The following is a 25,369-nucleotide window of genomic DNA, read 5'->3' on the forward strand; positions in this document are numbered from 1 at the left end:
CCCGTCCGCCTCCACAACTCCTGGAGAGAAGCTGATGTCCGAGGCCGCGATCATTTCCGTGCGAGGAGTCACCAAGCAGTTCACCGGCGGAGACCGCACGGTGACGGCGCTTGAGGACATCGACCTGTCGATCGAGCGGGGCGAGTTCGTGTCCCTGCTGGGTCCCAGCGGTTGCGGCAAGAGCACGCTGCTGCGGATCCTGGCCGACCTCACCGAGCCGACCAGCGGCACGGTGTCGCTCAACGGCAAGACGCCGGCCGCGTCCCGGTTGGACCGGGACTACGGCATGGTCTTCCAGCAGGCCGGACTCTTCGAGTGGCGGACCGTGCAGCGCAACGTCGAACTGCCGTTGCAGGTGGCCGGAGTGGACAAGTCGACCCGGCGGGCCAAGGCCCACGAGATGCTGGAACTGGTCCGGCTCACCGACTTCTCCCGCCACTTCCCCTGGCAGCTCTCCGGCGGCATGCAGCAGCGGGTGGCGATCGCCCGCGCGCTCTCGGCGGACCCGGAGATCCTGTTCATGGACGAGCCGCTGGGCGCGCTCGACGAGATGAACCGCGAACGCCTGCAGGGCGAACTGCTCCGGATCTGGTCGGACACCCAAACCACGGTCGTCTTCGTGACGCACAGCATCTCCGAGGCGGTCTTCCTCTCCTCGCGGATCGTCGTGATGTCCGCCCGGCCCGGCCGCATCGCCGCCAGCATCGACGTCGACCTGCCGTACCCACGGACCGCGGCGACCCGGACCACCGACGCGTTCTTCGCCAAGGTGACCGAGGTGCGCGCGGCGCTGCACGGCGCCCCGGCCGAGCAGGCGGCCCGATGAGCGCCACGCCTCTCGCGCGGACCACCCCGCCCGCCGCCGCGGTGCGGACGGCCCTCGGCCGCTTCCTGCCGGTCGTGCTCACGGCGGTGGTGATCCTCGGCTCATGGCAGTTGGTCGTCACGGTCTTCGACGTCCCGTCGTTCATCGTGCCGGCGCCGGTGGAGATCTCGTCCGCGTTCCGCTCCGAGTTCGGCACGATCATGTCGGCCTCGGTGGTCACCGTGCGGGCGGTACTCCTCGGTCTCTTCCTCGGCGCGGTCGCCGGGGTCACGGTGTCGCTGGCGCTCAGCCGCTTCCCGGGCGTGTCCGGCCCGGTGCTGACCGCCGCCGTCATCATCAACTGCGCCCCGATCGTGGCCCTCGCACCGATCTTCAACAACTGGTTCGGGGTCACCAACCCGATGTCCAAGGCGGGCGTGGCCGCGGTGATGGTCTTCTTCCCGGTCCTGGTCAACACCACCAGGGGACTCCTCCAGGTCTCACCCCTGCACCTGGAGATCATGCAGTCGCTCGCGGCACAGCCACGACAGGTGGCGCTCATGCTGCGGCTGCCCAACGCGTTGCCGTACCTGTTCAACGCGCTCAAACTCGGCAGCACGCTCGCCGTGATCGGCGTGATCGTGACCGAGTACTTCGGTGGACCGAGCAACGCGCTCGGGGTGTACATCGCCTACCAGGCGGCCCTGCCCCGCTTCGAGTACGCCTGGGCCGGGATCGCCGTGGCCAGTGCCCTCGGTCTGCTGCTGTTCGGTGCCACGTCCCTGCTGGAACGCCTCCTGATGCCCTGGCACGAGTCCCTGCACGACAGCGACTCCTAAGAGCCCGGATCCCCCACGAAATGTTGGAGTCAGATATGGCCCTGCACCTACGGCGGACCTCGCGGAGGAACCGCCCGATCACGATCGCCGCCAGCCTCGCCGCCGTCCTGCTCGCCGCCTCGGCCTGCGGCGGCATGTCCGACGGCCCGAGCGAGTCCGCGGCCGAGGCCGCCAAGAACTGCGAGTCGACCACCAAGGTCCGGGTGGTGCTCCAGTGGGTCGCCCAGGCCCAGTTCGCCGGCTACTACGCGGCGAAGGAGAAGGGGTACTACGCCGAGGAGTGCCTCGACGTCACCATCCAGGAGGGCGGCGTCAACATCGTCCCCCAGCAGGTGCTCTCCGCCGGCAACGCCGAGTTCGCGGTCAGCCACGTCACCAAGACGATGGTCACCCGGGAACAGGGCGCGGACCTGGTCAACATCGGCCAGGTGTTCCAGCGCGGCGCGTACCTCCAGGTCGCCTGGGCCGACTCCGGCATCAAGGAGCTGACCGACCTCAAGGGTAAGAAGGTCGGGAGCTGGGGTTACGGCAACGAGCTGGTGCTCTTCGCCGCGATGAAGGACGCCGGTGTCGACCCGACCAAGGACGCCGAGATCATCCAGCAGCCCTTCGACATGTCGCTGCTGCTGCGCAAGGAGGTCGACGCCGCCCAGGCCAAGACCTACAACGAGTACGCCCAGTTGCTGGAGACCAAGAACCCGGACACCGGCGAGCTGTACCAGCCGTCGGACTTCTCCGTGATCAACCTCCAGGACGCCGGCTACACCAGCCTCGAGGACGGCGTCTACGCCCGGGGTGACTGGCTCAAGGAGCAGGTCAACCAGGACACGGCGGTGAAGTTCCTCAAGGCGTCCTACCGGGGCTGGGGCTTCTGCCGCGACGAGCTGGACGACTGTGTGGACATCGTGCTCAACGCCGGTAGCGCGCTGGGCAAGGGACACCAGACCTGGATGCTCAACGAGATCAACAAGCTGATCTGGCCGGCCGCCAACGGCGTCGGGATGATGGACCAGGCGGCCTGGGACCAGACGATCAAGATCGCGATGGGCGGCGGGGTGCTCAAGGGCGTGCCGGACTCCGACGCGTTCCGCACCGACCTGTCGAAGCGCGCCAACGACGAACTGAACGCCGACGGCTTCGACGCCAACGGGAACTCCTACACGCCGGAGACCGTGACGATCACCGAAGGCGGCAGGTAGGCGAGCGGCCGGGTGCCGCGCGGCTCCCGCCGTTCGGCACCCGGCCGCAGCCGATGGCTTCTGCCAAGATGTGGGCCGTATCTCACGGCTGACGGCAATTGATGGAGGTAGCGATGGCGCCCAGTGAGGCGGGCCTGGTGCGACGCACGATCTGGCTCCTGCGGGCGGTGGCGGCGCACCCGGAAGGTGTCGGGCTCAGCGAGGTCGCCCGCGAGGCGGGTATCCCGAAGGCCACCTGCTATCGGGTGCTCACCGTGCTGGAGCGGGAGAGCTGGCTCACCCTGGATCCGATCACCCGTCGCTACCGGGTGTCCCTCGGTCTGCTCTCCATCGTGGGCGGACTGCTCGACGGCGGTGGCGCCTACGGCCACATGCGCGAGGTGCTGCGCAACCTCGCCGAGGAGACCCGGGAGACCGCCGGCTTCGACGTGCTGCTGCCACCACAGGTGATGGTCGTGGCGCAGGTGCCGGGTCCGTCGCTGATCGGGCAGACGCTCAAGCCGGTACCCCGTACCCAGCCGGTCTGGGCCACCTCCACCGGCAAGGTGCTGCTGGCGGCGCTGAGCGCGGAGTCGGTGTGGGAGGACTTCACCGAGGAGTTCGCCGAGCACGCCCCGCCGGAGGTGGGCGACCTGGAGTCCTTCGTGGCCTCGTTGGACGCGGTCCGGGAGCGCGGATTCGCCTTCGCGTACGACGAACTTGAGGTCGGGGCGGCGTCGGTCGCGGCACCGGTGCGGCTGCGCGGCAACACGCCGTACGCGGTCTGGATCGGCGGGCCGACGTACCGGATCACCCGCGAGCGCATCGACACCATGGCGGAGTCGGTGATCAAGGCCGCCCGGCAGCTCACCGACCTGCTCAGTAACGCAGACATCGACATTCCGAGTGCCTTCGCCAGACGCTAGGGCACCCGCCGACCGCACCGGCTCGTCCACGGCGAGGTGTGCGGTGAAGGAGGAGACAATGGCCGTACCAGCCGAGGTGTTGGCGGCGGCACTGACGGTGGTCGACAAGACCCCCAAGGGGCTGTACGTCGACGGCGAGTGGCGCGCGGGTCGGGACGGTGCCGTCCTGCCCGTGGAGGACCCGGCGACCGGCACGACCGTCGCCGAGGTGGCGGACGCCTCGGTCGAGGACGGGCGGGACGCGTTGGCCGCCGCAGCCCGGGCCCAGGCCGGGTGGGCCGCGACCCCGCCCCGGGAACGGGGCGAGGTGTTGCGCCGGGCGTTCGACCTGATCATCGAGCGCCGTGACGACCTGGCCCGGATGATGACCCTGGAGATGGGCAAGGCGTTCGCCGAGTCCCAGGCCGAGGTGAGCTACGCCGCCGAGTTCCTGCGCTGGTTCGCCGAGGAGGCGGTCCGCATCGACGGCGGCTACCTGCCGGCGCCGGGCGGCAACTCGCGGGTCGTGGTGATGCGCCAACCGGTCGGCCCCTGCCTGCTGGTGACCCCGTGGAACTTCCCGATGGCGATGGGCACCCGCAAGATCGGTCCCGCCCTGGCGGCCGGGTGCACCGTCGTGGTCAAGCCGGCCAAGCAGACCCCGCTGTCCATGCTGGCGCTGGTGCGGATCCTGGAGGAGGCCGGCCTGCCCCGGGGCGTGGTCAACGTGATCACCACCTCGCAGTCCGGCCGGGTCACCTCGGCCCTGCTCACCGACGAGCGGCTGCGCAAGCTGTCGTTCACCGGTTCGACCCCGGTCGGCCGGACCCTGCTGGCCCAGTCCGCCGACCGGGTGCTGCGGACCTCGATGGAACTGGGCGGGAACGCGCCGTTCCTGGTCTTCGCCGACGCCGACCTCGACCTGGCCGTCGAGGGGGCGGTCCAGGCCAAGATGCGCAACGTCGGTGAGGCGTGCACCGCCGCGAACCGGTTCTATGTGCACCGCTCGGTGGCGTCGCGCTTCGTCGAGGCGCTCGCCGAGCGGCTCGGCGGGCTGCGGGTCGGGCACGGGCTGGACCCGTCGACCGACGTCGGGCCGCTCATCGACGGCGTCGCGGTGACCTCGGTCGCCGAGCTGGTCGCCGACGCCACGCAGGCCGGTGCGGCGGTCGTCACCGGTGGCGGGCCGGTCGAGGGAGCGGGGCACTTCTTCGCGCCGACCGTGCTCTCCGGTGTGCCGGACGACGCCCGGTGCATCCGCGAGGAGATCTTCGGCCCGGTCGCCCCGGTGGTGGCCTTCGACGACGAGGACGAGGCGGTCGGCCTGGCCAACGCCTCCGAGTACGGTCTGGCCGCGTACGTCTTCACCGAGAACCTGGGCCGTGGTCTGCGGGTGACCGAGCGGCTGGAGAGCGGGATGGTGGGCCTCAACCAGGGCGTCATCTCCAACCCGGCGGCCCCGTTCGGCGGCGTCAAGCAGTCCGGTCTGGGGCGCGAGGGCGGGACGGTCGGCATCGACGAGTACCTCACCGTCAAGTACGCGGCGGTGCGGGCACCATGGTGACCCGCTTCCTGCTCGCCGGGGTGCAGATGGCCCCGGTCTTCGGTGACGTCGCGGCGAACGTCGCCGGCACGTCCGCCTGGATCCGGGCGGCGGCCGAGCGGGGAGCCCGACTCGTGGTGTTGCCCGAGGCGGCCTCGGCGGGGTACGTCTTCGCCGACCGGGCGGAGGCCACCCGGTACGCCCAGCCGGTGCCGGACGGGCCGACGGTCACCGCGTGGGCGCGGCTCGCCGCCGAACTGGACGTGTGGATCGTGGGTGGGGTGACCGAGCGCGACGGCGACGCGGTCTTCAACTCGGCGGTGCTGATCGGTCCGACCGGGCACCTCGGCACGTTCCGCAAGGCCCACCTGTGGAACGACGAGAAGGACATCTACGACCGCAACGTCGACGGCTTCCCGGTCTTCGACACGCCACTGGGCCGGATCGGCATCGGGATCTGTTACGACGCCTGGTTCCCCGAGACGTTCCGCAGCGCCGCGGTGCAGGGGGCCGACCTGGTGGTGCTGCCGTCGAACTGGGTGCCGGTGCCGGGACAGCCGAGGGCGGCACCGGCGATGGCGAACCTGATGTGCATGACCGGCGCGCACTCCAACCAGTGCTACGTCGCCGGGATCAGCCGGATCGGGGCGGAACGCGGTCAACCCTTCATCGGCCGGTCGGTCCTGGTCGGACCGGACGGCTGGCCGATCGCCGGCCCGGCCAGCGGGGACCGTGAGGAACTCGTGCTGGCCGAGGTGGACCTGATCGGTACGCGGGCGCAACGGCTGCACAACCCGTTCAACCAACCGCTCGCCGACCGGCGGACCGATCTCTATGTGACCGACGGACCGGCTCTGCCCGCAGTGCTGCCGTCACCGCGCTGACCTGCGTGGACGGCGAGAGATGAACCTCGCCGGATAGCCGGATACGTCCCTGGGGGCTATTGACTCGCACCCTCGGCAACGCCAGGATATGAACCAATGGTTCATCCAATGAACCACTAAGGAGTGATCGTGAGCATCCGGGTTCGCAAGCTGATCCGTCACCTCGAAGAGACGCGGCTGGAGAACGGCAGAGCGGTGCAGCCGGTGCACCGGGTCGCCTTCGCCGGCGTGGTCATCGAGAATCCCTACCCCAGCGAGTACGTGCAGGACCTGGTCACCCTGGCCGACGAGATCGGCCAGGAGATCGGCGAGCTGGTCGGCCCCGCCTGCGTGGAACTGCTCGGGGCCGAGGTCGAGGCGTTCGGCAAGGCCGCGCTCGTCGGCATCGACGGCGAGGTCGAGCACGGCTCGGCGCTGATCCACAACCTGCGCTTCGGCAACGTCTTCCGGACGGCCGCCGGTGGCACCGAGCTGCTGCCCGCCGCCGAGAAGGTCGGCGTACCCGGCAGCCCGATCGACATCCCGCTCAAGCACAAGCTGGACTCGAAGACCCGGTCCCACCACCAGACGGTGACCCTCCAGGTGGCCGACGTGCCCCGGCCCCGGGAGATCCTCGTGGTCTGCGCCGCGTCGAACACCGGACGCCCGCTGGCCCGCCTCGCCGCCTTCGGCGCCGAGCTCAAGAGCAACTGACGCCAGCGCTCGACGGGACGGAGCCAGCCGATGACCATCACCGACACCGACACCACCACCTGGACCAGCGAGCGGCTCAAGGAGACCGACAAGGAGTACGTCATCCACTCCTGGTCGGTGCAGGGCAAGCTCGACCCCATCCCCGTGGCCGGCGGATCCGGTTCGTGGTTCTGGGACTACGACGGCCGCCGCTACCTCGACTTCCAGTCCCAACTGGTCAACCTGAACCTGGGCCACCAGCACCCCCGACTGGTCGAGGCGATCCGCGCCCAGGCCGAACAGCTCTGCTACATCGGACCCGGCTTCGCCGAACGGTCCCGGGCGGAACTGGCCGAGATGATGGCCGGCATCACCCCCGGTGACCTCAAGATGAGCTTCTTCACCACCGGCGGCGCGGCGGCCAACGAGAACGCCGTCCGGCTGGCCCGGCACGTCACCGGCCGGCAGAAGGTCATCGCGCGGTACCGCTCGTACCACGGCGCCACGGCGGGCGCGATGTCGCTGACCGGCGACCCGCGCCGCTGGGCGGCCGAGCCGGGGATGAGCGGTGTGGTGCGGATGCTCGACCCGTACACCTACCGCTGCCCGGCCGGGCACCCCGACCCGTGCCCGGTCTGCTCCGGCGGGCCGCACCTGGAGGAGATCCTCCGGTACGAGAACCCGGAGACCGTCGCCGCCGTGATCGTCGAGCCGGTCACCGGCACGAACGGGCTGCTCTACCCGCCGGACGGCTACCTGCGCTCGCTGCGCGAGGTCTGCGACCGGTACGGCATCCTGCTCATCTTCGACGAGGTGATGGCGGGATTCGGGCGTACCGGCGAGTGGTTCGCCTGCGACCACTGGGACGTCGTGCCGGACATCCTCACCACCGCCAAGGGGCTGAACTCCGGGTACGTGCCGCTCGGCGCGATGACGGTCTCCACCCGGATCTCCGAGTGGCTGCGCGACAACATGTTCTGGGGCGGCCTGACGTACGCCGGGCACCCGCTCGCCTGCGCCTCCGGCGTGGCCTCCCTGCGGATCATGCAGGACGAGGACGTGGTGGGTAACGCGCGGGCGATGGGGGAGCGGCTCGGTGCCGGTCTGGCCACGCTGGCGGAACGCCACCCGAGCATCGGCGAGATCCGGGGCCGGGGGCTGTTCTACGGCGTGGAACTGGTCCGCGACCGCGACACCCGCGAACCGCTCGTGCCCTTCAACGCCAAGGGACCGGCCGCCGCACCGGTCGGCCGGCTGCTCAAGGCCGCGATGCAGCGGGGCGTCTACCTGACCGCCAACTTCAACGTCCTGCGGCTGACCCCGCCCCTGGTCATCACCGCCGACGAGATCGATCTGGCGCTCGGCGTCCTCGACGAGGTGCTCGACCTCGCCGACGAGCACTACCAGAACTGAGCCACGGCCCGGCGGGTGACGGACCCGCCGGGGAGAGGAGAGGCACGATGCCGACGACGCTGATCACCAACGGCACGGTCGTCAACGCCGACGCCGCGATCCGCGCCGACGTGCTGGTACGCGACGGCCGGATCGTCGCCCTCGGCACCGGGACGGACTGGACCGCCGACCACGTGGTGGACGCGACGGGCAAGCTGGTCATGCCCGGTGGCATCGACGCGCACACCCACCTGGAGTACCCGGTCGACGGCTTCAGCACCCACACCGCCGACGACTTCCACAGCGGCACGGTCGCGGCGGCGTGCGGCGGCACCACCACGGTCATCGACTTCGTCAAGAAGGAACCCGACCGGACGCTGTACGACACGTACCTGCGGCGGCGGGACACGGCGGCGGCCAAGGCCGTGGTGGACGTCGGCCTGCACGCCATCGTCCCGCCCCGCGCCGCCCAGCCGGACGTCCTCGACGACCTGCGCCGGCTGGTCGGCGAGGGCGCGACGAGCTGGAAGTTCTTCATGGCCTACCCGGGCCAGATGGTCGACGACGACGAGCTGCTCGACGGGTTCGAGCTGGCCCGCGACCTCGACGTGCTGCCGATGGTGCACGCCGAGAACGGACACATGGTGGCCCGCGAGGTGCGGCGCCTGGTGGACAGCGGCCGGACCGCCGAGAGCTTCCACATGCGGGCGCACGGGCACGACTCCGAGGCCGAGGCGGTGCACCGCGCGGTCGTGCTCGCCGACACCATCGGCACACCGCTGTACGTGGTGCACGTGTCCAGCGCGGAGGCGGCCGACGAGATCAGCCGGGCCCGGGCCGCCGGGTCACGGGTCTACGGCGAGACCTGCCCGCAGTACCTCGTGGTGGCCTACGAGGACTACGCCGACCTGGGGGAGCGGGCCGCCGCGTACGTCTGCTCCCCGCCGATCCGGGAACGCAGCAACCAGGACGGCCTGTGGCGGATGCTCGCCACCGGTGCCCTCTCCACCGTCGCCACCGACCACGCCGGTTTCTGCCTGCACCAACCCGACGACCTGCCGCCGCAGAAGCTGCGCAGCCCCGGCTACTTCCCCAAGGTGCCCAACGGTGTCCCCGGCGTCGAGGACCGGCTGATGGTCCTCTGGCAGTCCGGCGTGGTGAGCGGGGTGATCGACCCGTGCCGCTTCGTGGACCTGGTCGCCGCCCGCCCGGCCAAGCTGTTCGGCCTCTTCCCCCGCAAGGGCGTCGTCGCGGTCGGGGCGGACGCCGACCTGGTGGTCTGGGACCCGGCCGCCGACCACGTGATCACGGCGGCGGGCTCGCACACGCGCACCGACTACAACATCTACGAGGGCATGCGCGTGACCGGCCGACCGGTGCACGTCTTCTCCCGGGGCGAGCACCTGGTCGACCCCGACGGCCTGCGGACCGACACCCCCGGCCGGGGCGCCTTCCTGACCCGCGACGCGCCGCGTCTCCTCTGACCCACCGAATCCCCTGCACCACGTACGAGCGGAGCTGGACAGATGACACTTCCCCTGGGTATCCACGTCGGTGAGCGACTCAGCCTGGAACAGACCTACTGGCAGGCCGAGTTCGCCGACCAGAACGGGTTCGAGTCCGTCTGGGTCGCCGAGGGACGACTCGCCCGCGACGGCATCGTCCCGGCGGCGATCATCGCGAGCAAGACGCGGAACGTGAAGATCGGCACCGGTGTGGTCAACAACAAGAGCCGCAACGCGGCCCTGATGGCGGTCACCTTCAAGACGCTGGACGAGATCGCGCCGGGCCGGGCCATCCTGGGCATCGGCGCCTGGTGGGAGCCGCTGGCGACCAAGGTCGGCCAGCCGCTGTCCAAGCCGCTCAAGTCGATGCGCGAGTACATCACCGTCCTCCAGACGTTCTTCCGCAACGAGGTCGTCAACTTCGACGGTGAGTTCGTCCAGATGCAGGACGTGCGCTTCGACAGCATGTACCGGGAGAACAAGCCGGTCGACATCCCGATCTACATCGGCGCGGTCGGTCCCCGGATGCTCGAACTCGCCGGTGAGATCAGCGACGGCGTGCACATGGACTTCCTGCTGCCACCGTCGTACATGGTGGGTGCCCGGGAGGCGATCGGCCGTGGCCTGGCCAAGCGGACCGACGGCCGCGACGCCATCGACCTGACCCAGATCGTCTCGTGCAGCGTCAACGACGACGACCCGCAGGAGGCCATCGACGCCTGCAAGGCGTTCCTCACCCTCTATCTGTGCCAGCAGCCGCACATCGCCGAGCACTGCGGGGTGGAACGGGAACTCGTCGACCGCCTGCAGGAGATCGCCGGCTGGCCCGCCACGCCCGAGGACATCAAGCGGGCGATGCACCTGGTCCCGAACAGCCTGGTGCAGAACGTCACCGCCTGCGGCACCACCGACGACGCCTTCCAGAAGCTCCAGGCGTACCAGGAGGCCGGGGTCCGCTGCCCGATCATCTCCACGCTCGGTGACAAGGAGCAGACCCTCACCCGGCTGGCCCAGGCCGCAAAGGCATGACCGGGGCCGGAACCCCTGACCGCAGTCCTGATCAGCGCTCATCAGCGGTAGCAGACCGTTCGGGGCCGGCTCTGACCGGCGTCGCCCCGGTGGTCGGAAAGGTCCCCTCGTGAAACTCGCCGCCCTGCAACTCCGCGCCACCGACGACCGGACCGAGACGATCGGCCGCGCCGCCGACCTGATCGACGCCGCCGCCGACCAGGGCACCCGGATCCTGCTGCTGCCGGAACTGTTCGCGGTGCCCTTCGTTCAGCCCGAACCCGACCTGGACTACTTCCGGTACGCCGAGGGACTCGACGGTCCCTCGAACCGGATGGCGGCCGAGCGGTCGAAGCGGCACCGGATGACGGTCGTCTCCTCGATCTTCGAGGCGGGGCAGGTCCCCGGCGTCTACCACAACACGGCCTGCACCTACGTCGACGGTGAGCTGAAGTCGGTGTACCGCAAGTCGCACCTGCCGTTCTCCAACGGCTTCCCGGAGAAGTTCTACTTCCAGCCGGGCGGCACCGAGCCCGACGTGGTGCAGACCGGGGAGACCGGGGTCGGCACCATCATCTGCTACGAGCGGCACTTCCCCGAACTCAGCCGCGTGGTGGCCCTGCGCGGCGGCTCGGTGCTCTGCGTACCGGTCGCCTCGGCGAGCGCGCCGATGCGCGAGGTGTTCCAGTTGGAGCTGCGCGCCCACGCCGTGTTCAACGGGCTCTTCGTCATCTGCGCGAACCGGGTCGGCACCGAGGGGACCAAGGAGTACTTCGGCCTCAGCGCGGTCTACGGCCCCAACGGCGACGTGCTCGCCCAGGCCGCCGACGACCGGGACGACATCGCGGTGGCCGAGGTCGACCTGGACCTGGTGGACCTGTCCCGCCGTCGCCGCCCGTTCCTGCGCGACCGCCGGCCCGAGCTGTACGGTCGGCTGACCCGGATGGAGCCGGAGACGTGACCCCGGGTCCGTGGGTGGTGGTCGTACCCGCCAAGTCCTTCGCGGCGGCCAAGACCAGGTGTGTGGGCCTGGCCGCCACCGACCGTGCCGCGTTGGCCCGGGCGATGCTGACCGACGTGCTCGGTGGGCTGACCCGGGCCCGGCGGGTCCGCGCCGTGGTCGTCGCCACCACCGACCCGCAGGTCACCGCCACGGCGTTGGCCTGCGGTGCCGTGGTCGCCGGCCGCGTCGGCCCGCCGGACCTGAACGCGGAGGTCCAGGCGGCGCTCCGGCTCGCCGGCGAGGCGTACGGCGACGCGCGCCTGGCCGTGGTGATGGCCGACCTCGCCGCGGCCCGGCCGGCGGAGTTCGACGCGGCGCTGGCGGCGGCCGGAGCGTACCCACGGGCGGTCGTGTCGGACGCCGACGGTACCGGCACCACCCTGCTGGCACTGACCGAGGCCGCCGACTTCCGTCCCTACCTCGGGCCCGGCTCGCGCCGCCGCTTCCTCGCCGACGGCTACCACGACCTGCCGGTGCTCGCCCCGGGGCTGCGCCGGGACGTGGACACTGTGGCCCACCTGCTGGACCTGCGGGTCGGTGACCTCGGGGCCGGCACCCGGGCGTGGGCCGCGACACCACCGTCCGTCGGCCCGCCCGTCGGCACCCGGCCCGTTCGGCGGGCCCATCCGCACGGCATCCGGCACCCGGCCTGAGGTGACCTCGGCCCGGACGTCGAGAATGATTCACTGATCACGAGGTCGGCACCCCACCGGAGGAACACGATGCGCCCGCTCACCAGCCGGGCCACCGGCGATCGCACCTGGCTGGTCGCCGTGGCCGCCAGCCTCTGGGGTTTCTCCAGCCTGCTGCGGGAGCCGCTGGCCCGGGAACTCCCCGCGTTGAGCGTGGTGCTGGCCGAACACGTCGTGCTGGTGCTGCTGGTGTCACCCTGGGTGATCCCGGCCGTCCGCGCGCTGGCCCGCTCCTCGGCGCGGACGAAGCTGGCCGTGCTGGTGATCGGCGCCGGCTCCTCGGCCCTGGCCACCACGCTCTTCACCGCCGCGTTCCGGCTGGGCGACCCGATCACCCCGCAGGTGTTGCAGAAGCTCCAACCGGTGCTCGCCCTGGTCCTGGCCGCGCTGCTGCTGGGGGAGCGGGTCGGTCCCCGGTTCCCGCTCTTCGCGGTGCCCGCGCTCGTCGGCGCCTGGCTGCTGGCCTTCCCCGACCCGCTGGCGGCGCAGCCGCGCGGCCTGGCCGCGGCGGCACTCGCCCTCGGCGCGGCGGCGCTCTGGGCGGCCGGGACGGTCCTCGGCCGGATGGTCAGCGCCGAACTGTCCTTCCTGCACGTCACCACGCTGCGGTTCAGCGTCGGCCTGGTCACGCTGACCACCTTCGCGGCGGCCACCGGCACCCCGGTCGGCGTGCCGATCGAGCTGGTGCCCCGGCTGGTGCTGCTCGCCGCCATCCCCGGCCTGCTCGCCCTGACGCTGTACTACCACGCCCTGCGTCGGACGCCCGCGTCCAACGCGACCCTCGCCGAACTGGCCTTCCCGCTGACCGCAGCCCTGGTCGGGCTCACCCTGCTCGACGGTCGACTCGGCACCAGCCAGTGGGTCGGCCTGGCGCTGGTGCTGGCCTCGGTGGTCCTGCTCGCGCTGCACGAGAACCGCAGCTCCCGGCCGGCGGTGCGGCAGCCGGAGCAGCGCGTGCCTCAGGTCGTCGGCACCTCCGGCAACGCCGCCGGGAGGTCCGACTCGACGCGGTGACGCAGCAGGTGCAGCGGCCCGGCGGTGATCCCCGCCTCGGTCAGTGCCACCGCGTACGCCGCCGCCGCCGAGTCGTCCACCAGGCCGTGCACCAGCGGCAGGGCGGGTGTAGCGGCCCGCAACAGCGACTCCACCTGGCAGGAGGCGATCGTGCCGGGCAGCCCGAGTGCCGCCGCGTGTCCGGCGACCGCCGCCGACGGCAGGTCCACCGGCACGCTACGGCTGGTCCGCCCCACGTGCAGCAGCCCACCGCCGACCACCAGCACGTCACGGTCACGCCGCATCCGGGCCAGCGCCCGCGCGGGATCCAGCGCGTGCGGGAACGAGTCGTCCACCACGATCGTGCCGGGGCGCAGCCGGTCGACGTCGAGCGGTTCGGTGGCCGCGCTGGTGGCACCGATGATCAGGTCGGCGGCGTACGCGGGGTCGGGCACCGCCGGGGTGGTGGGACAGATCTCCACGGCGGCGGTGAGCCCGTCGGCGCGGAGCCGGTCCACCTGGTCGGCCAACCGGGGCGCGGCCGCCGGCAGGTCGCAGAGCAGCAGCCGCGCCGGTGGCCGGGGCGCGCGGGCCAGCAGCAGCCGCAGCGAGGAGAACCCGATCGAGCCGAGACCGACCACGGCGACGGTCCGTCCGGCCAGGCTGCGCCCGGTCGCCGCCAGCGCCGCCTCGACGGTCAGGACCACCGAGACGACCGTGGCCGCGTGACCGGTGGTGACCGCCGTGGCGGTCCGCGTGCGCCGCAGCACCCCCACCCCGTACCCGGTGTGGGCGGGGATCAGGCCGGCGAGGGAGACGCAGGTCGCGCCGAGACCGGCGGCGAGGTCGACGGCGGCGGCGGCCTCGGTGGCGAGCCCGTCCCCGGCGGTGGTCAGCTCGTCGGCGAAACGGGGGAGACAGACGAAGCCGGAGGTGCCCAGCGGAGTGGACAGCTCCTCCAACAGCCGGGGTCGCCCGCCGGGGAAGAGCAGCTCGCGAAGCTGCTCGCGGGGCAGGCTCCCGGCGGGCAGCCCGGCGATCACGGCGAGCTGCGCGGGCGACGGCAGGTACCCGACGATGGCGGCGGTCAGTGTCGGCGTCGGACCCGGTCGGACGGTCGCCGCCGTGCTCGTGTGCGGCGAGGCCGGCCCCTGGCTCGGTGCGGTCGCCACCGGGCTCGTCGGGGACGGGGCGGCGTTCGGGCCGGCTGCCGCCGGCTCCGGCCCGGTCGCCGCCTCGTTCAGGTCGGCGCGGAGCCGGTCGGCGAGGTGGTCCAGGTCGGCGGCGCTCAGCGCCGTGGGGGAGCCGCGCAGGGTGACCCGCAGCCCGTCGGCCACCGGCCGGGCGGTGAGGAACAGGTCGGTGCCCAGCGGCGGCGGGGCGAGTTCGCTGTCCTCGTCCCAGGAGAGGTCGAGCCGGTCCGGCCCGACCGTCCCCGTCGCCGCGGGCCGGAGCGCGTCGAAGTCCAGGAAGCTGAAGAAGAACTGGGCGCCGGTCGGCGCGCCGTCGGGTCGTCCGGCCGGCACGGCCGCCGCGATCGACGGCGGGTCGGCGTACTGCCGGGCGGCGCTGACCTCGGCCGCGACCCGGGCCAGATGGACCGGGAAGGGCTCGGTGCCGGTCAGGCGCAGCGGCAGCATCGCCGCACACGGCCCGAAGATCCGGTGCAGGTCCGGCAGCGGGTGGTCGCGTCCGGTCACGGCCAACCCGAGGACCAGGTCGTCCTGACCGGTGAACCGGGCCACCACCCGGTGGTACGCGGTCAGCACCGGCGCGTACAGGGTGCTCGACGCGTCGGTGGCCAGCCGGCGTAGTCCCGCCACCACCGTGGCGTCGAGCGTGAACGCGCGGACCGGGGTCCCCGGATCCGTGGTGCCGTCGGCGTGCCGCCGATCGGTCTCCGCCCGCAGCACCGGTGGCCGGTACGCGGACCCGAACCGCTGCGACCACCACGCGTACGCGGCCGGGTCCGGTGCGGCGGCGGCCCGTTGTGCCAGCAGCCGTACGTAGTCCCGGAAACCGGCCCGCAGCGGCGGCAGCGGATCGGCGGTCCCGTCGGCGTGGTACGCGGCCAGCAGCTCGTGGCCCAGCAGCGCGGCACTGTAGCCGTCACCGATCAGGTGGTGGGCGTGCACCAGCAGGACGTGGTCGTCCGGTGCGACCCGCAGCAGGCGCAACCGCAGCAGGGGCCAGGCCCACGGCTCGAACCGTCGGCGACGTTCCTCCGCCACCCGGTCGGCCACCTCGGCCGGGCCGGTCACGCTCTCGTACGCCACCGGCAGCCGCATCGCGACGGGCAGTTCCTGTTGCACCGGTGGCCGGGCACCGGCCGGGAAGACGGTCCGCAGCATCGGGTGCCGGGCGACCAGCAGGTCCACCGCACGCTGGAAGGCGTCCCGGCGCAACGGCCCGTGCAGCCGTAACCGGGCCAGCCAGGCAGTCCCGGCACCGGGCAGGACGGCGTCGGCGAGCAGGAACCCACGCTGGGCGGCGGTGACCGGAAACGGCGTGGCGGAGTCCGTCTGCGGCACGGCGTCGACAACCGGTCCACTGTCGACGGTCGTCGGGCCCGTCGTGGCATCGTCGTCCGCGGCACCGGCGTCGAGTGCGGCGGCCAGGGCGGCCGGAGTCCGGTGCTCGTAAAGGAGCGTCGGGCTCGCCGTGACCGCGTGGCGCTCCTGAAGGTGGGCGAAGACCTCCAGGGCCAGGATCGAGTCGCCGCCGAGGGCGAAGAAGTCGTCGTCCGGGCCGACCACCGGCAGGTCCAGCAGACCGGCCCAGATGCGGGCCAGCTCCGCTTCGGTGCCGGCCGGACCGGTGAGGCCGGTTGCCGGTGCGCGGCGGTCCGCCAGCGCCGCCAGCGATTCGCGGTCGATCTTGCCGGTGGCGGTCAACGGCAGGCTGGCCAGCAGGTGCAGACGCGCGGGCACCATGTGCGCCGGCAGGTGAGCGGCCAGATGGGCGCGCAGCGCGGCCGTGGTGGGGGTGGTCTGCGGCGCGGGCAGCACGAAGGCGTGCAGGCGAGGGTGCGGATCGGCCCGGTGCAGGACGGTCGCCGAGGCGACCTCCGGATGGGTCCGCAGCACCGCCTCGATCTCGCCGGGTTCCACCCGGTGACCGTGGATCTTGATCTGGTCGTCGAGGCGGCCGAGGAACTCCAGGGTCCCGTCCGGCGCGAGTCGGCCCCGGTCGCCGCTGCGATAGAACCGCTCGCCGTCGTGGACCACGAACGCCGCCTCGGTCAGCTCCGGCTCGCCGAGATAGCCGCTGGTGAGACCGGCACCGCCGAGATACAGCTCGCCGGCCACCCCGGACGGGCATTCCCGACCGTCCGGGTCGACGACGCGGACCACCGCCCCGCCGACCGGACGGCCGATCGGCAGTCGGCGTACCGCGTCGTCCGGCCGCGCGTCGATCAGGTGCCAGGTGGCGTTGACGGTGGTCTCGGTCGGGCCGTACAGGTTGGTGATCCGGGCGTCGCCGAACAGGTCGAACCAGCGCCGGACCGCCACCGGCGACAGTTCCTCGCCGCCCACGTGCACCCAGCGCAGCGCGGTCAGGTCGGGCACCTCGCCGTGCCGGCGTCCGTGCTCCTCGGCGGCGCGCAGGATCCGCTCCCACAGCGTGGGGACCGAACTCCACACCGTGATCCGGTCCCGGGCGATCCGGGACAGCAACGCCTGCGGATCGCGGAGCTGGGTGCGGGTGAACGTGACCACGGTGGCCCCGACCAGCAGCGGGGCCAGGATCTGCCGGACCGAGGCGTCGAAGCAGCTCGACGCCGTCTGGGCGAGCCGGTCCCCGGGTCGGTAGCCGAAGGTGGTGACGGCCCAGTCGAGGTACGTGCGCATCGACGCGTGGCTGACCGGTACGCCCTTGGGGCGCCCGGTCGACCCCGACGTGAAGATCACGTAGGCGGTCCGGTCCGGTGCCGCCTCGGGCACCGAGGGCACGTCGTGGTCCGCGACGGTCGCGATCCCGTCGAAGGGGACCGGTCGTGCGGCAGCGTCGAGGCGGGCCGCCACGGCGGTCGAGTCGTCGTCGTGCAGCAGTACGTTGACTCCGGCCCGGACCAGGTGGTCGGCGAGGCGGGCCGGTGGGTGGGCCGCGTCCAGCGGCACCCAGGCGGCCCCGGCCCGCAGGATGCCGACCACCCCGACCACGGTCTGCGGTCCGGGGGCGGTGAGCAGGCCGACCCGGTCGCCGGGGCGTACCCCGTGCCGGGCGAGCAGCGCGGCCACCCGGTCGGCGTCGCGGTCCAGCGTCCGGTAGGTCACGGTCCGGGCGCCGGTCGTCACCGCCACCGCGTCCGGGGTGCGTCGGCAGACCGCGCGGATCCGGGCGGTGACGTCACCCCCGCCGACCGGCTGCCGCCCGGCGTCGGCGACCGCCAGGACCGTCGCGGGACGCGTGGAGTCACCAGTGGACAGCGGCGGTCGGCCGGTGGCGATCGCGACGAGGTCGTCCCGGTGTTCGGCGGCGAGCCGGGCCACCGTCGCCGGGGTGAACAGTCGGCGCGGGAAGTTCCAGGACAGGCCGAGACCGTCACCGGACTCCCAGCAGAGCAGACTCAACCGGGTGGCGGCGGAGCCGGAACCGGCCGCCGTGGGCGTCACGGCGACCGGACAGTCCGGGTCGAGGGTGACCGGGAACCGGGCGAAGCTGAACCCGGCCGGGCTGGCGGTACGCGGCCCGGCACCGGGCCGGTCGAGCAGACGGGCCAGGTCGAGGCTGGTGACCGAGCCGTGTCGCTGCGCCGCCGACCAGGCGACCCGGAGTCGGTCGGCGAGCCGTCCGGCCGGCTCGTCGGGGTCCACGTCGAGGACCAGGGGCAGGGTGTCGGCGAACGGTCCAACGATGCGGTCGATCCCGGCCAGCCGGGCGTCGCGACCGGCCCGCGCCACCGTCACCGGCACGCGTCGCTGCCCACCCCACCGGGCCAGGCAGCGCACGTACCCGGCCAGCAGCAGATGGAACAGCGTCACGCCGGCCTCGGCGGCCCGGTCCCGCAACGCCGACACCAGCTCCGGCGCCACCTCACTCGGCAGGGTCAGCAGGGGCGGGCCGGGAGGTCCGTCCGGGTCACCGTCGAAGGGCAGCCGCAGCGTCGTGCCGTCGGCCAGCAGATCCCGCCAGTACGCCAGGTCGGCCGGCGTGGGCACGGCCACCTCGCGCGCGTACGTGTCGAACCCGGGCGCGGGCGGGCGGTGCACCGGCGTACGGCCGTGGGCCAGGGTGGTGTAGTCGGCCCACAGTTCCTCGCTGAGCAGGTTCAGGCTGAACCCGTCCCCGGCGGCATGGTGCAGCACCAGCATCAGGTGGGCCCGATCGGGTGCCTCCCGGACGAGGACCGCTCGCAACGGCGGCTGCCGGGACAGGTCGACCGGGGTGTTGCACAGCCGCTCCCGCACCTCGGTCAACGGCTCGGTGAGCGTCCGCACCGTGTACCAGTCCGGCGTCGGAGCCGGTCGGGCCGGTACGGGCATGACCACCTGGCGAGGCGTACCCGGACCGGGCGCGAACCGGACCCGCAGCATCGGGTGACGCGTCTCCAGACGCGCCAGCACCTGCCCGAGGAGCGAGGCGTCCAGGGGACCGGTGACGGTCTGCTGGACGAAGGCGAAGCTGGCCACGGCGGGGTGCAGCCGGTCGTTGACGTGGAACGCCCGCTGCACGGCGGTCAGCGGGAACGGCTCGCCCTCGACCGACGTCCGCGACCCGACCGACGGCGTACGCGTCACGGGTTCGGCGTCGCGCATCCCGGTGAGGTGGGCGGCCAGGTCGGCGACGGTGGTGTACTCGAAGAACAGGGTGACCGGCAGCTCCCGGCCGAGTTCCTCCTCCAGCCGCTTGACCAGGTCCACGGCGGCCAGCGAGTCCAGGCCGAGGGCGAGGAACGAGGTGTCGTCGGCGATCTCGTCGGGCCGCCGGTGCAGTGGTTCGGCGAGCAACCGCCGCAGCAGCCCGGCCACCTCGTCCCGGCCCGGTCCGCCGTCCCCACCGGCGATTCCACGCGGCACGTCGACAGCGCCGGTGTCGGCAGTGGCGGTCGCGACGGCGGCAGTCGCGACGGCGGCCCCGACCGGGACGCCGACCGTCGGCGCGGTGGCCGGACTCTCCGGCCCGGCCGCGACGACGACGTGTGCGGCGTCGACACGTCGGGCGAGCGCCAGGGCGCGCAGCGCGTCGTCGACCGGCATGGCACCGGGGCCGCCACCGCCGGTCCGGGCGGCCATGCCGGTGTCGCTGATCGCGGCGAAGCCGACCGCCTGGACGGGGCGGCCCGTGGCCCGGTGTGCGGTCGCGAACGCGTCGAGGAACCGGTTGGCGGCGGCGTAGTCACCGATCGCGCCGGCCAGGCCGGGCAGCACCGCGCTGACCGACGAGAACCCGACCAGGGCCGTCCGGTCGTGGCCGTGTCGCCGCAGCGCCTCGGTGAGCAGGTAGCTGCCGCGTACCTTCGGACCCAGCACGCCGAGGACGTCCGCGACGGACTTGGCGCGCAGGGTGCCGACCCGGACGGTGCCGGCGGCGTGGAACACGGTGTCCACCCGGGGCACGGCGGCGAGCAGGGCGTCCACGTCGGCGGCCACGGTTACGTCACAGCGGTGGTACGTCGCCGTCGCCCCCAGCGCGGTCAGCTCGGCCAGTAACGCCGCCGGTGCGTGGTCCGTCCGACCGGCCAGCAGCAGGGTCGGCTGCTCCCGGCGAGCCAGGGACCGGGCGAGCGCCGCGCCCACACCACCGGCACCGCCGACGATCAGGTGTACGGCACCCGCCCCGGCAGACCCGCCACCGGCAGCGCCGACGGCCCGGTCGACGGACGTCACCACCGGGTCGGGGACTCCTCCTGCGCCCGGCGACACCGGGTCGAGGAAACGTGCCATCCGGCGTCCGTCCCGCCAGGCCACCCCGGTCGCCGCGCGCGGGCCGGGTGAGACAGCTGCCGGGCCCGCCGCGAGGGCGGACAACTCGCGGCGGACGGCGTCGACCCGCGTCGCCGTACCGTCCGAGGAGCAGAGGTCCACGGTCTGCACGAGCAGGCCCGGACGCTCGTCGGCGAGCGCGGCGGTCAACCCGGCCAGCACCGCCTGCACCGGGCGGGCACGCTCCGCCGCCGCGCCGGTGACGTGCACGTCCTCGGTGACCACCAGCAACCGGCCCGGCCGGTCGGCGTCCTCGTCGATCAGGGCGCGGACGGCGTGTACCTGCGCGGTGACGGCGGCGTCGAGCGCGGCCGCGTCCGGCGTGTCCACCGCCGCCCCGGCGAGCAGCACGGTGACGCCGGGGGTGTCGTCAGCGACGACCGTGGGGGTGTCGGCCGTGCGGACCTCGATCCCGTCGGCGGTGAGTGCGGTGACCAGGGCGTCGGCGAACGGACCGCCCACCCCCGGGCCGCGCGGCCGCACCCACCCGGCGGGTACGCCCGCGACCACCGGCACCTCCCGCCAGGCGACGACGTGCAACGGTGCGGCCTGCGGTGATCCCGGTGGCGGGAAGGCGCGACGCGCGAACGGGTAGGTCGGCACCGGCACCCGCTGCCGCCCGGCGTACAGGGCGGGACGGTCGAGCGGGCCACCCCGGACCCAGAGCAGTCCGGCCGTGGCCAGCAACGACGCCGTAGCGGTGGGCCCGCCGGGCACGGCGACCATCCGGACCATGGGATGGGCCGCTCCGTCGACCTGCCCGCCACGATGCTCCGTCGCGCCGACGCCACCGGTGCCGGAGTCCGGCGCCAGGGCGGCAGTGTCCCGGGTGGAGTCGGCGACGCCCAGCTCGACCACGGTGTCGTACCCGTCGTCGTGGAGCCGTCGCCACGCCGCACGCCACTGCGCTCCGCTCGTCGCCCCGGTGGCCCACCGCAGCGGGTCCGGCGGATCCCACCGCCCGGCCGCCGGGCTGAACACCGGCACGCCCCGCAGCGCCGCGAGGGCGTACCCGTCGTCGTCCCGGTCGGCGTGGCCGTCCCCGGCGGCGGCCGGATCGGCGAGCGCGACCGACCGCCGGACCGCCTCGGCGACGCCCAGCGCGCCCCCGGCGGCGGCTGCCGCCAGCTCACCCACACCGTGTCCGAGCAGCGCATCGGGCCGCACCCCCCAGGCGGCGAGTTGCCCGGCCAGGGCCAGGGCCACCACCACGCCCGCCGGGGCGCTGACCCGCTGGTCCGTCCGTTCCGCCCCGTCGTGCAGGCACCAGGCGAGCAGCGGTCGTCCCGCCACCGGGCCGGCGGCGGCGCAGGCCCCGGTCAGCAGGGCCCGGAAGACCGGGAGCCGGTCGTGCAGGTCACGGACCGCTGGTGCGTCCGGCGGCGATCCGTCGCCCGGGAAGGCGAAGACGATGCGTGGCCGCCGGCCGACCGGTTCGTCCCGGTACGCGGTCGCGGCCGCCGCCAACCGGTCCGCCAGCCCGGAGTCGTCGGCGACGAGCGCCAACCGGTACGGCGCGTCGTCACGGGCGGTGCCGGCGCTGGCGACCACGTCGGCCACGTCGAGGTCACCCCGGGCGCGCAGGTGCCCGGCGAGGTCGAGGGCACTGCGCCGCAACCCGGCCGCCGATCGCGCGGCGAGCGTCACGAGGTGCGCGCCGGTGCCGTCCGGCGGCGGTACGGGCTCCCGGGGCGGCGCCTCGCGCAGGACGGCGTGCGCGTTGGTGCCGCCGAAACCGAACGCGTTCACGCCGGCGACCAGCGGTCCGGGTGCGGTCCACGGGCGTGTCTCGGTGAGCACCGTGAAACCCGCGGCGTCGAGGTCGTACCGGGTGGACGGCCGGACGTGGTGCAGCGACGGTGGCAACTGTCGGTGCCGCAGGGCCAGCACCACCTTCAGCAGCGACGGCATGCCGGCGGTGTTGAGCAGGTGCCCCAGGTTGGTCTTGACCGACCCGAGCCAGCGGGGCGTGCCGTCGGGGCGGGGCGGGAACGCGGCGGCCAGTGACCGCGCCTCCACCGGGTCACCGAGGCCGGTGCCGGTGCCGTGCGCCTCGACGTACGAGACGACGGCCGGGTCGAGCCCGGCGTCCGCGTACGCGCGGGCGATGACCTCCCACTGCCGCTGCGGATTCGGGGCGAGCAGGCTCAACGACCGGCCGTCGTTGCCGACGGCGGTGCCGGCGACCAGCGCGAGCACCCGGTCCCCGGCGGCGTACGCGTCGTCGGGGCGGCACAGGACGAGCGCCGCACCGCCCTCGCCGGGCACGAAACCGTCGGCGTCGGCGTCGAAGGCGCGACACCGCCCGGTCGGCGACAACGCCTCGGCGGCGTCCAGCAGCCGGTAGGCGGTCTCGGTGAGGTTGAGGTTCACGCCGCCGACCACCGCGATGTCGCACTCGCCGGTGGCCAGGCTGCGCGCGGCCAGGTGCAGCGCGACCAGCGCCGACGAGCAGGCGGTGTCCACCGCGATCGCCGGGCCGACGAGGTCCAGCGTCTGCGACAGCCGGGCCGCGACGAGATTGCGCAGGTTGCCGACCAGCGCCGATGGTCCGGTCACCGCACCGGTGGCGGCCAGCAGCTCGGGGTAGGCGCTCTCGCCGACGGCGGCGAAGACGCCGACACGTCGACCCTGCCGGCGCGGGCCGGCGTACCCGGCCCGTTCCAGCGCCTCGTACCCGATCTCCAGGAACAGTCGGGCGTGCGGGTCGGTGAGCCGGGCCTCCTCGTCGGAGAGCCCGAAGAAGTCCGCGTCGAGCTGCATCGGGTCGTCCAGGAAGGACCCCCAGCGAGGTCGGCCGTCCTGCGGCGTCCACCGGTGCTCCGGCACCGCCCGCACCGCGTCGACGCCGTCGACGAGCCCGCGCCAGAACTCGTCCGGGTCGTCCGCGCCGGGGAACCGGCAGGCCATCCCGATGACCGCGAGCGGCGTCGCGCCGGAGCGGTCGTCCGGTGCCGGTGGGACGGGACTCCCGAGCGGTGCCGTCCGGGTCGCCGACGGCCCGGCCAGGATGCGGTCGGTGAGCGCGGCGACGGTGGGACAGTCCCGCAGGTCCGCCGGATCGAACGTGGTGCCGAGGGCGTCCTCCAGCCCGGCCAGCACCTCCATCGCCGTGAGCGACGACCCGCCGATGGCCAGGAAGCGGTCGTCCGCCGCGATGGTGTCGGCGGGCCGGTCCAGCACCCGGGCCCAGACCGCCCGGACGACCTGCTCGACCCGTCGCCGGGACAGCGGCCCCGAGGACGGCGGCGCGGATACCGGGTGTGGGTCCGTCGAGGTCGCCGGTGGCGCGGGGTCGGACGTCGACGGGCGTGGGCGGCTGGTCGCCGCCAGGTGCCAGCGGCGTTCCCGGTCGGCGAAGTCACCGGCCAGGTAGCGTTCGCGCATCCGTCGCCGCCGCAGCTTGCCGCTGGTGGTGCGGGCGAACGCGCCGGGCGGAAGCGGCAGCACCCGCACGTCGTGGTGCCCGGCCGCCTCGGCGACCCGGGCCCGCGTGGCGTCGAGCACCACGGCTGCCCCGGCGGGCGGACGGGCCCAGGCCACGAAGACCACGATCCGCTCGCCGCCGCTGTCCGGGTCGGTGCAGCCGACCACCGCGGTCATCGTGGCCGGCAGCCCGGCGGTCGCGGCGGCCACCGCCTCCAGGTCGGACGCGTGGAACGTCCGGCCGTTGACGAAGATCACGTCCTTCGCGCGGCCGGTCACACAGAGCCGGCCGGCGCGCTGGAAGCCCAGGTCACCGGTGCGCAGCCAGCCGTCCACGAAGGTCTCCCGGCTGGCCTGCGGATCCCGGTGGTAGCCGCGCGCCACGTTCGGGCCGCGTACCTCGACCAGGCCCACCCGATCCTCGGGCAGCGGACGGTGCCGCTCGTCGACGACGCGTACCTCGCAGCCGGGCACCGGGTGTCCCAGGTCCATCAGCTCCACCGCGTGCGTACCCGGCGCGGTGCTCACCGCCCGGCCCCGGCTCAGCGCGGCACGGTCCAGCAGCAGCGGCGCGGCGACCTCCCCGGGCGGCGGGAAGGTCACCGCGAGGGTCGCCTCCGCCAGGCCGTACACCGGTCGCAGGGCGGCCGGGGCGAGCCCGGTCGGGCGGACGTGCGTCAGGAAGGCCCGCCACACCGTGGGGGAGATGGGCTCCGCGCCCACCACCACGCACCGGACGCGGCTCAGGTCGAGCGTGGCGAGAAGATCCGCCGGGACCCGGCGGACCGCCAGCGCCAGCGCGAAGTTCGCCGCCGAGAGCAGGGTCGCGCGATGCCGGTGGGCGGCGGTGAACCACAGTGCCGGGCGCTTGGCGAACGCCATCGGAGGTACGCGGACCTGCGTGCACCCGATGGCCAGCGGGGTCAGGTGGGTGCCGATCAACCCCATGTCGTGGAAGTACGGCATCCAGGTGACCAGCACGTCGTCCGGTCCGGCGCCGCTGGCCAGCCGGGACTGCTCCACATTGGCCAGCACGTTGGCGTGGGTCAGCTCCACCCCGCGCGGCGTGCCGGTGCTGCCGGAGGAGAACTGGAGGAACGCCACGTCGTCGGGGTCGGCGGCGAACGACTCCTCCAGCGGGGGGCTGGTACGCAGGTCGGCCAGCCGCAGCACCAGGCCCGCCAGCCCGTCGGCGACCGCCCCGGTGGCGTCGTCCACCACGGTCACCGCGTCGGCGAGCAGCTCGCGCACCGCCCGTACCCGGGCCGGTTCGGGCGGCAGCGGCACCGGGACCAGCCCGGCGGCGAGCGCCCCCCAGAACAGCGGCTGGAAGTCGTCGCCGGCGTCGGCGACCAGGATCACCGGGGTGCCGGGGATCACGCCGGCCGCCCGGTAGCCGCCCGCCACCCGCAGCGACTCGTCCCGCAACTGCCGCACGGTGACGGTGCGCTCGGTGCCGTCCTCGCGAACGTGCACGACCACCTGGTCGGGTGCGCGATCTGCGGCCTGGACGAGGACGTCGAGCAGTGTCCGTCGGTCGCCGGGTCCGGCCGCAGTCTGCACGCGACGATGCTAGTGGGCATGATCGAGTACCCGGC

General features: G+C 73.4%; 14 protein-coding genes. 13 read left to right on the forward strand and 1 reads right to left on the reverse strand.

The window, feature by feature from the left end; genetic code table 11:
* Positions 1 to 34 precede the first annotated feature (34 nt).
* The 13 genes from ABZ738_RS16680 to ABZ738_RS16740 all read left to right on the forward strand — a co-directional run bounded on the left by ABZ738_RS16680 (position 35) and on the right by ABZ738_RS16740 (position 13,440).
* Complete coding sequence (locus ABZ738_RS16680; protein ID WP_131053154.1) at positions 35 to 826, forward strand: ABC transporter ATP-binding protein; 792 nt, start codon at positions 35 to 37, stop codon at positions 824 to 826.
* On the forward strand, positions 823 to 1,644 hold the full coding sequence (locus tag ABZ738_RS16685) for an ABC transporter permease (RefSeq protein WP_131053155.1): 822 nt from the start codon (positions 823 to 825) through the stop codon (positions 1,642 to 1,644). Before ABZ738_RS16680 ends, ABZ738_RS16685 begins: the two co-directional genes overlap by 4 nt.
* A 20-nt stretch (positions 1,645 to 1,664) precedes the next feature.
* Positions 1,665 to 2,843 (forward strand): ABC transporter substrate-binding protein, encoded by a 1,179-nt coding sequence (locus tag ABZ738_RS16690; protein WP_201272375.1) that lies wholly within the window; start codon positions 1,665 to 1,667, stop codon positions 2,841 to 2,843.
* 113 nt (positions 2,844 to 2,956) lie between these two features.
* Positions 2,957 to 3,748: an IclR family transcriptional regulator gene (locus ABZ738_RS16695; RefSeq protein WP_161594958.1), complete on the forward strand. Its 792-nt coding sequence runs from the start codon at positions 2,957 to 2,959 to the stop codon at positions 3,746 to 3,748.
* Positions 3,749 to 3,806: 58 nt separating this feature from the next.
* Positions 3,807 to 5,291 (forward strand): NAD-dependent succinate-semialdehyde dehydrogenase, encoded by a 1,485-nt coding sequence (locus ABZ738_RS16700; protein WP_131053157.1) that lies wholly within the window; start codon positions 3,807 to 3,809, stop codon positions 5,289 to 5,291.
* Entirely contained in the window at positions 5,285 to 6,154 is an 870-nt protein-coding gene (locus ABZ738_RS16705; RefSeq protein WP_357214107.1) for a nitrilase family protein, read from the forward strand. Before ABZ738_RS16700 ends, ABZ738_RS16705 begins: the two co-directional genes overlap by 7 nt.
* A gap of 129 nt (positions 6,155 to 6,283) precedes the next feature.
* Entirely contained in the window at positions 6,284 to 6,847 is a 564-nt protein-coding gene (locus ABZ738_RS16710; protein ID WP_199489138.1) for an amino acid synthesis family protein, read from the forward strand.
* A gap of 30 nt (positions 6,848 to 6,877) precedes the next feature.
* Positions 6,878 to 8,239 (forward strand): aminotransferase class III-fold pyridoxal phosphate-dependent enzyme, encoded by a 1,362-nt coding sequence (locus ABZ738_RS16715; protein WP_131053159.1) that lies wholly within the window; start codon positions 6,878 to 6,880, stop codon positions 8,237 to 8,239.
* Between the two features lie 47 nt (positions 8,240 to 8,286).
* A complete protein-coding gene (hydA, locus tag ABZ738_RS16720; RefSeq protein WP_131053160.1) occupies positions 8,287 to 9,702 on the forward strand; it encodes a dihydropyrimidinase in 1,416 nt (471 codons plus the stop codon).
* 42 nt (positions 9,703 to 9,744) lie between these two features.
* A complete protein-coding gene (locus ABZ738_RS16725) occupies positions 9,745 to 10,752 on the forward strand; it encodes an LLM class flavin-dependent oxidoreductase (RefSeq protein WP_357214112.1) in 1,008 nt (335 codons plus the stop codon).
* 109 nt (positions 10,753 to 10,861) lie between these two features.
* The gene (locus tag ABZ738_RS16730; RefSeq protein WP_131053162.1) at positions 10,862 to 11,692 is read left to right on the forward strand and encodes a nitrilase-related carbon-nitrogen hydrolase; all 831 of its coding nucleotides are present in this window, start codon (positions 10,862 to 10,864) and stop codon (positions 11,690 to 11,692) included.
* A complete protein-coding gene (cofC, locus tag ABZ738_RS16735; protein WP_131053163.1) occupies positions 11,689 to 12,387 on the forward strand; it encodes a 2-phospho-L-lactate guanylyltransferase in 699 nt (232 codons plus the stop codon). The genes ABZ738_RS16730 and cofC overlap by 4 nt, the downstream gene beginning before the upstream one ends.
* A gap of 69 nt (positions 12,388 to 12,456) precedes the next feature.
* Positions 12,457 to 13,440: a DMT family transporter gene (locus tag ABZ738_RS16740; protein WP_357214117.1), complete on the forward strand. Its 984-nt coding sequence runs from the start codon at positions 12,457 to 12,459 to the stop codon at positions 13,438 to 13,440.
* Here the strand turns inward: ABZ738_RS16740 and ABZ738_RS16745 are convergent.
* Positions 13,386 to 25,334: an amino acid adenylation domain-containing protein gene (locus tag ABZ738_RS16745; RefSeq protein ID WP_357214120.1), complete on the reverse strand. Its 11,949-nt coding sequence runs from the start codon at positions 25,332 to 25,334 to the stop codon at positions 13,386 to 13,388. The two genes, ABZ738_RS16740 and ABZ738_RS16745, sit on opposite strands and share 55 nt — an antisense overlap.
* Positions 25,335 to 25,369 lie beyond the last annotated feature (35 nt).

This window comes from Micromonospora sp. NPDC047793, from assembly GCF_040642635.1.
Lineage (GTDB): Bacteria > Actinomycetota > Actinomycetes > Mycobacteriales > Micromonosporaceae > Micromonospora.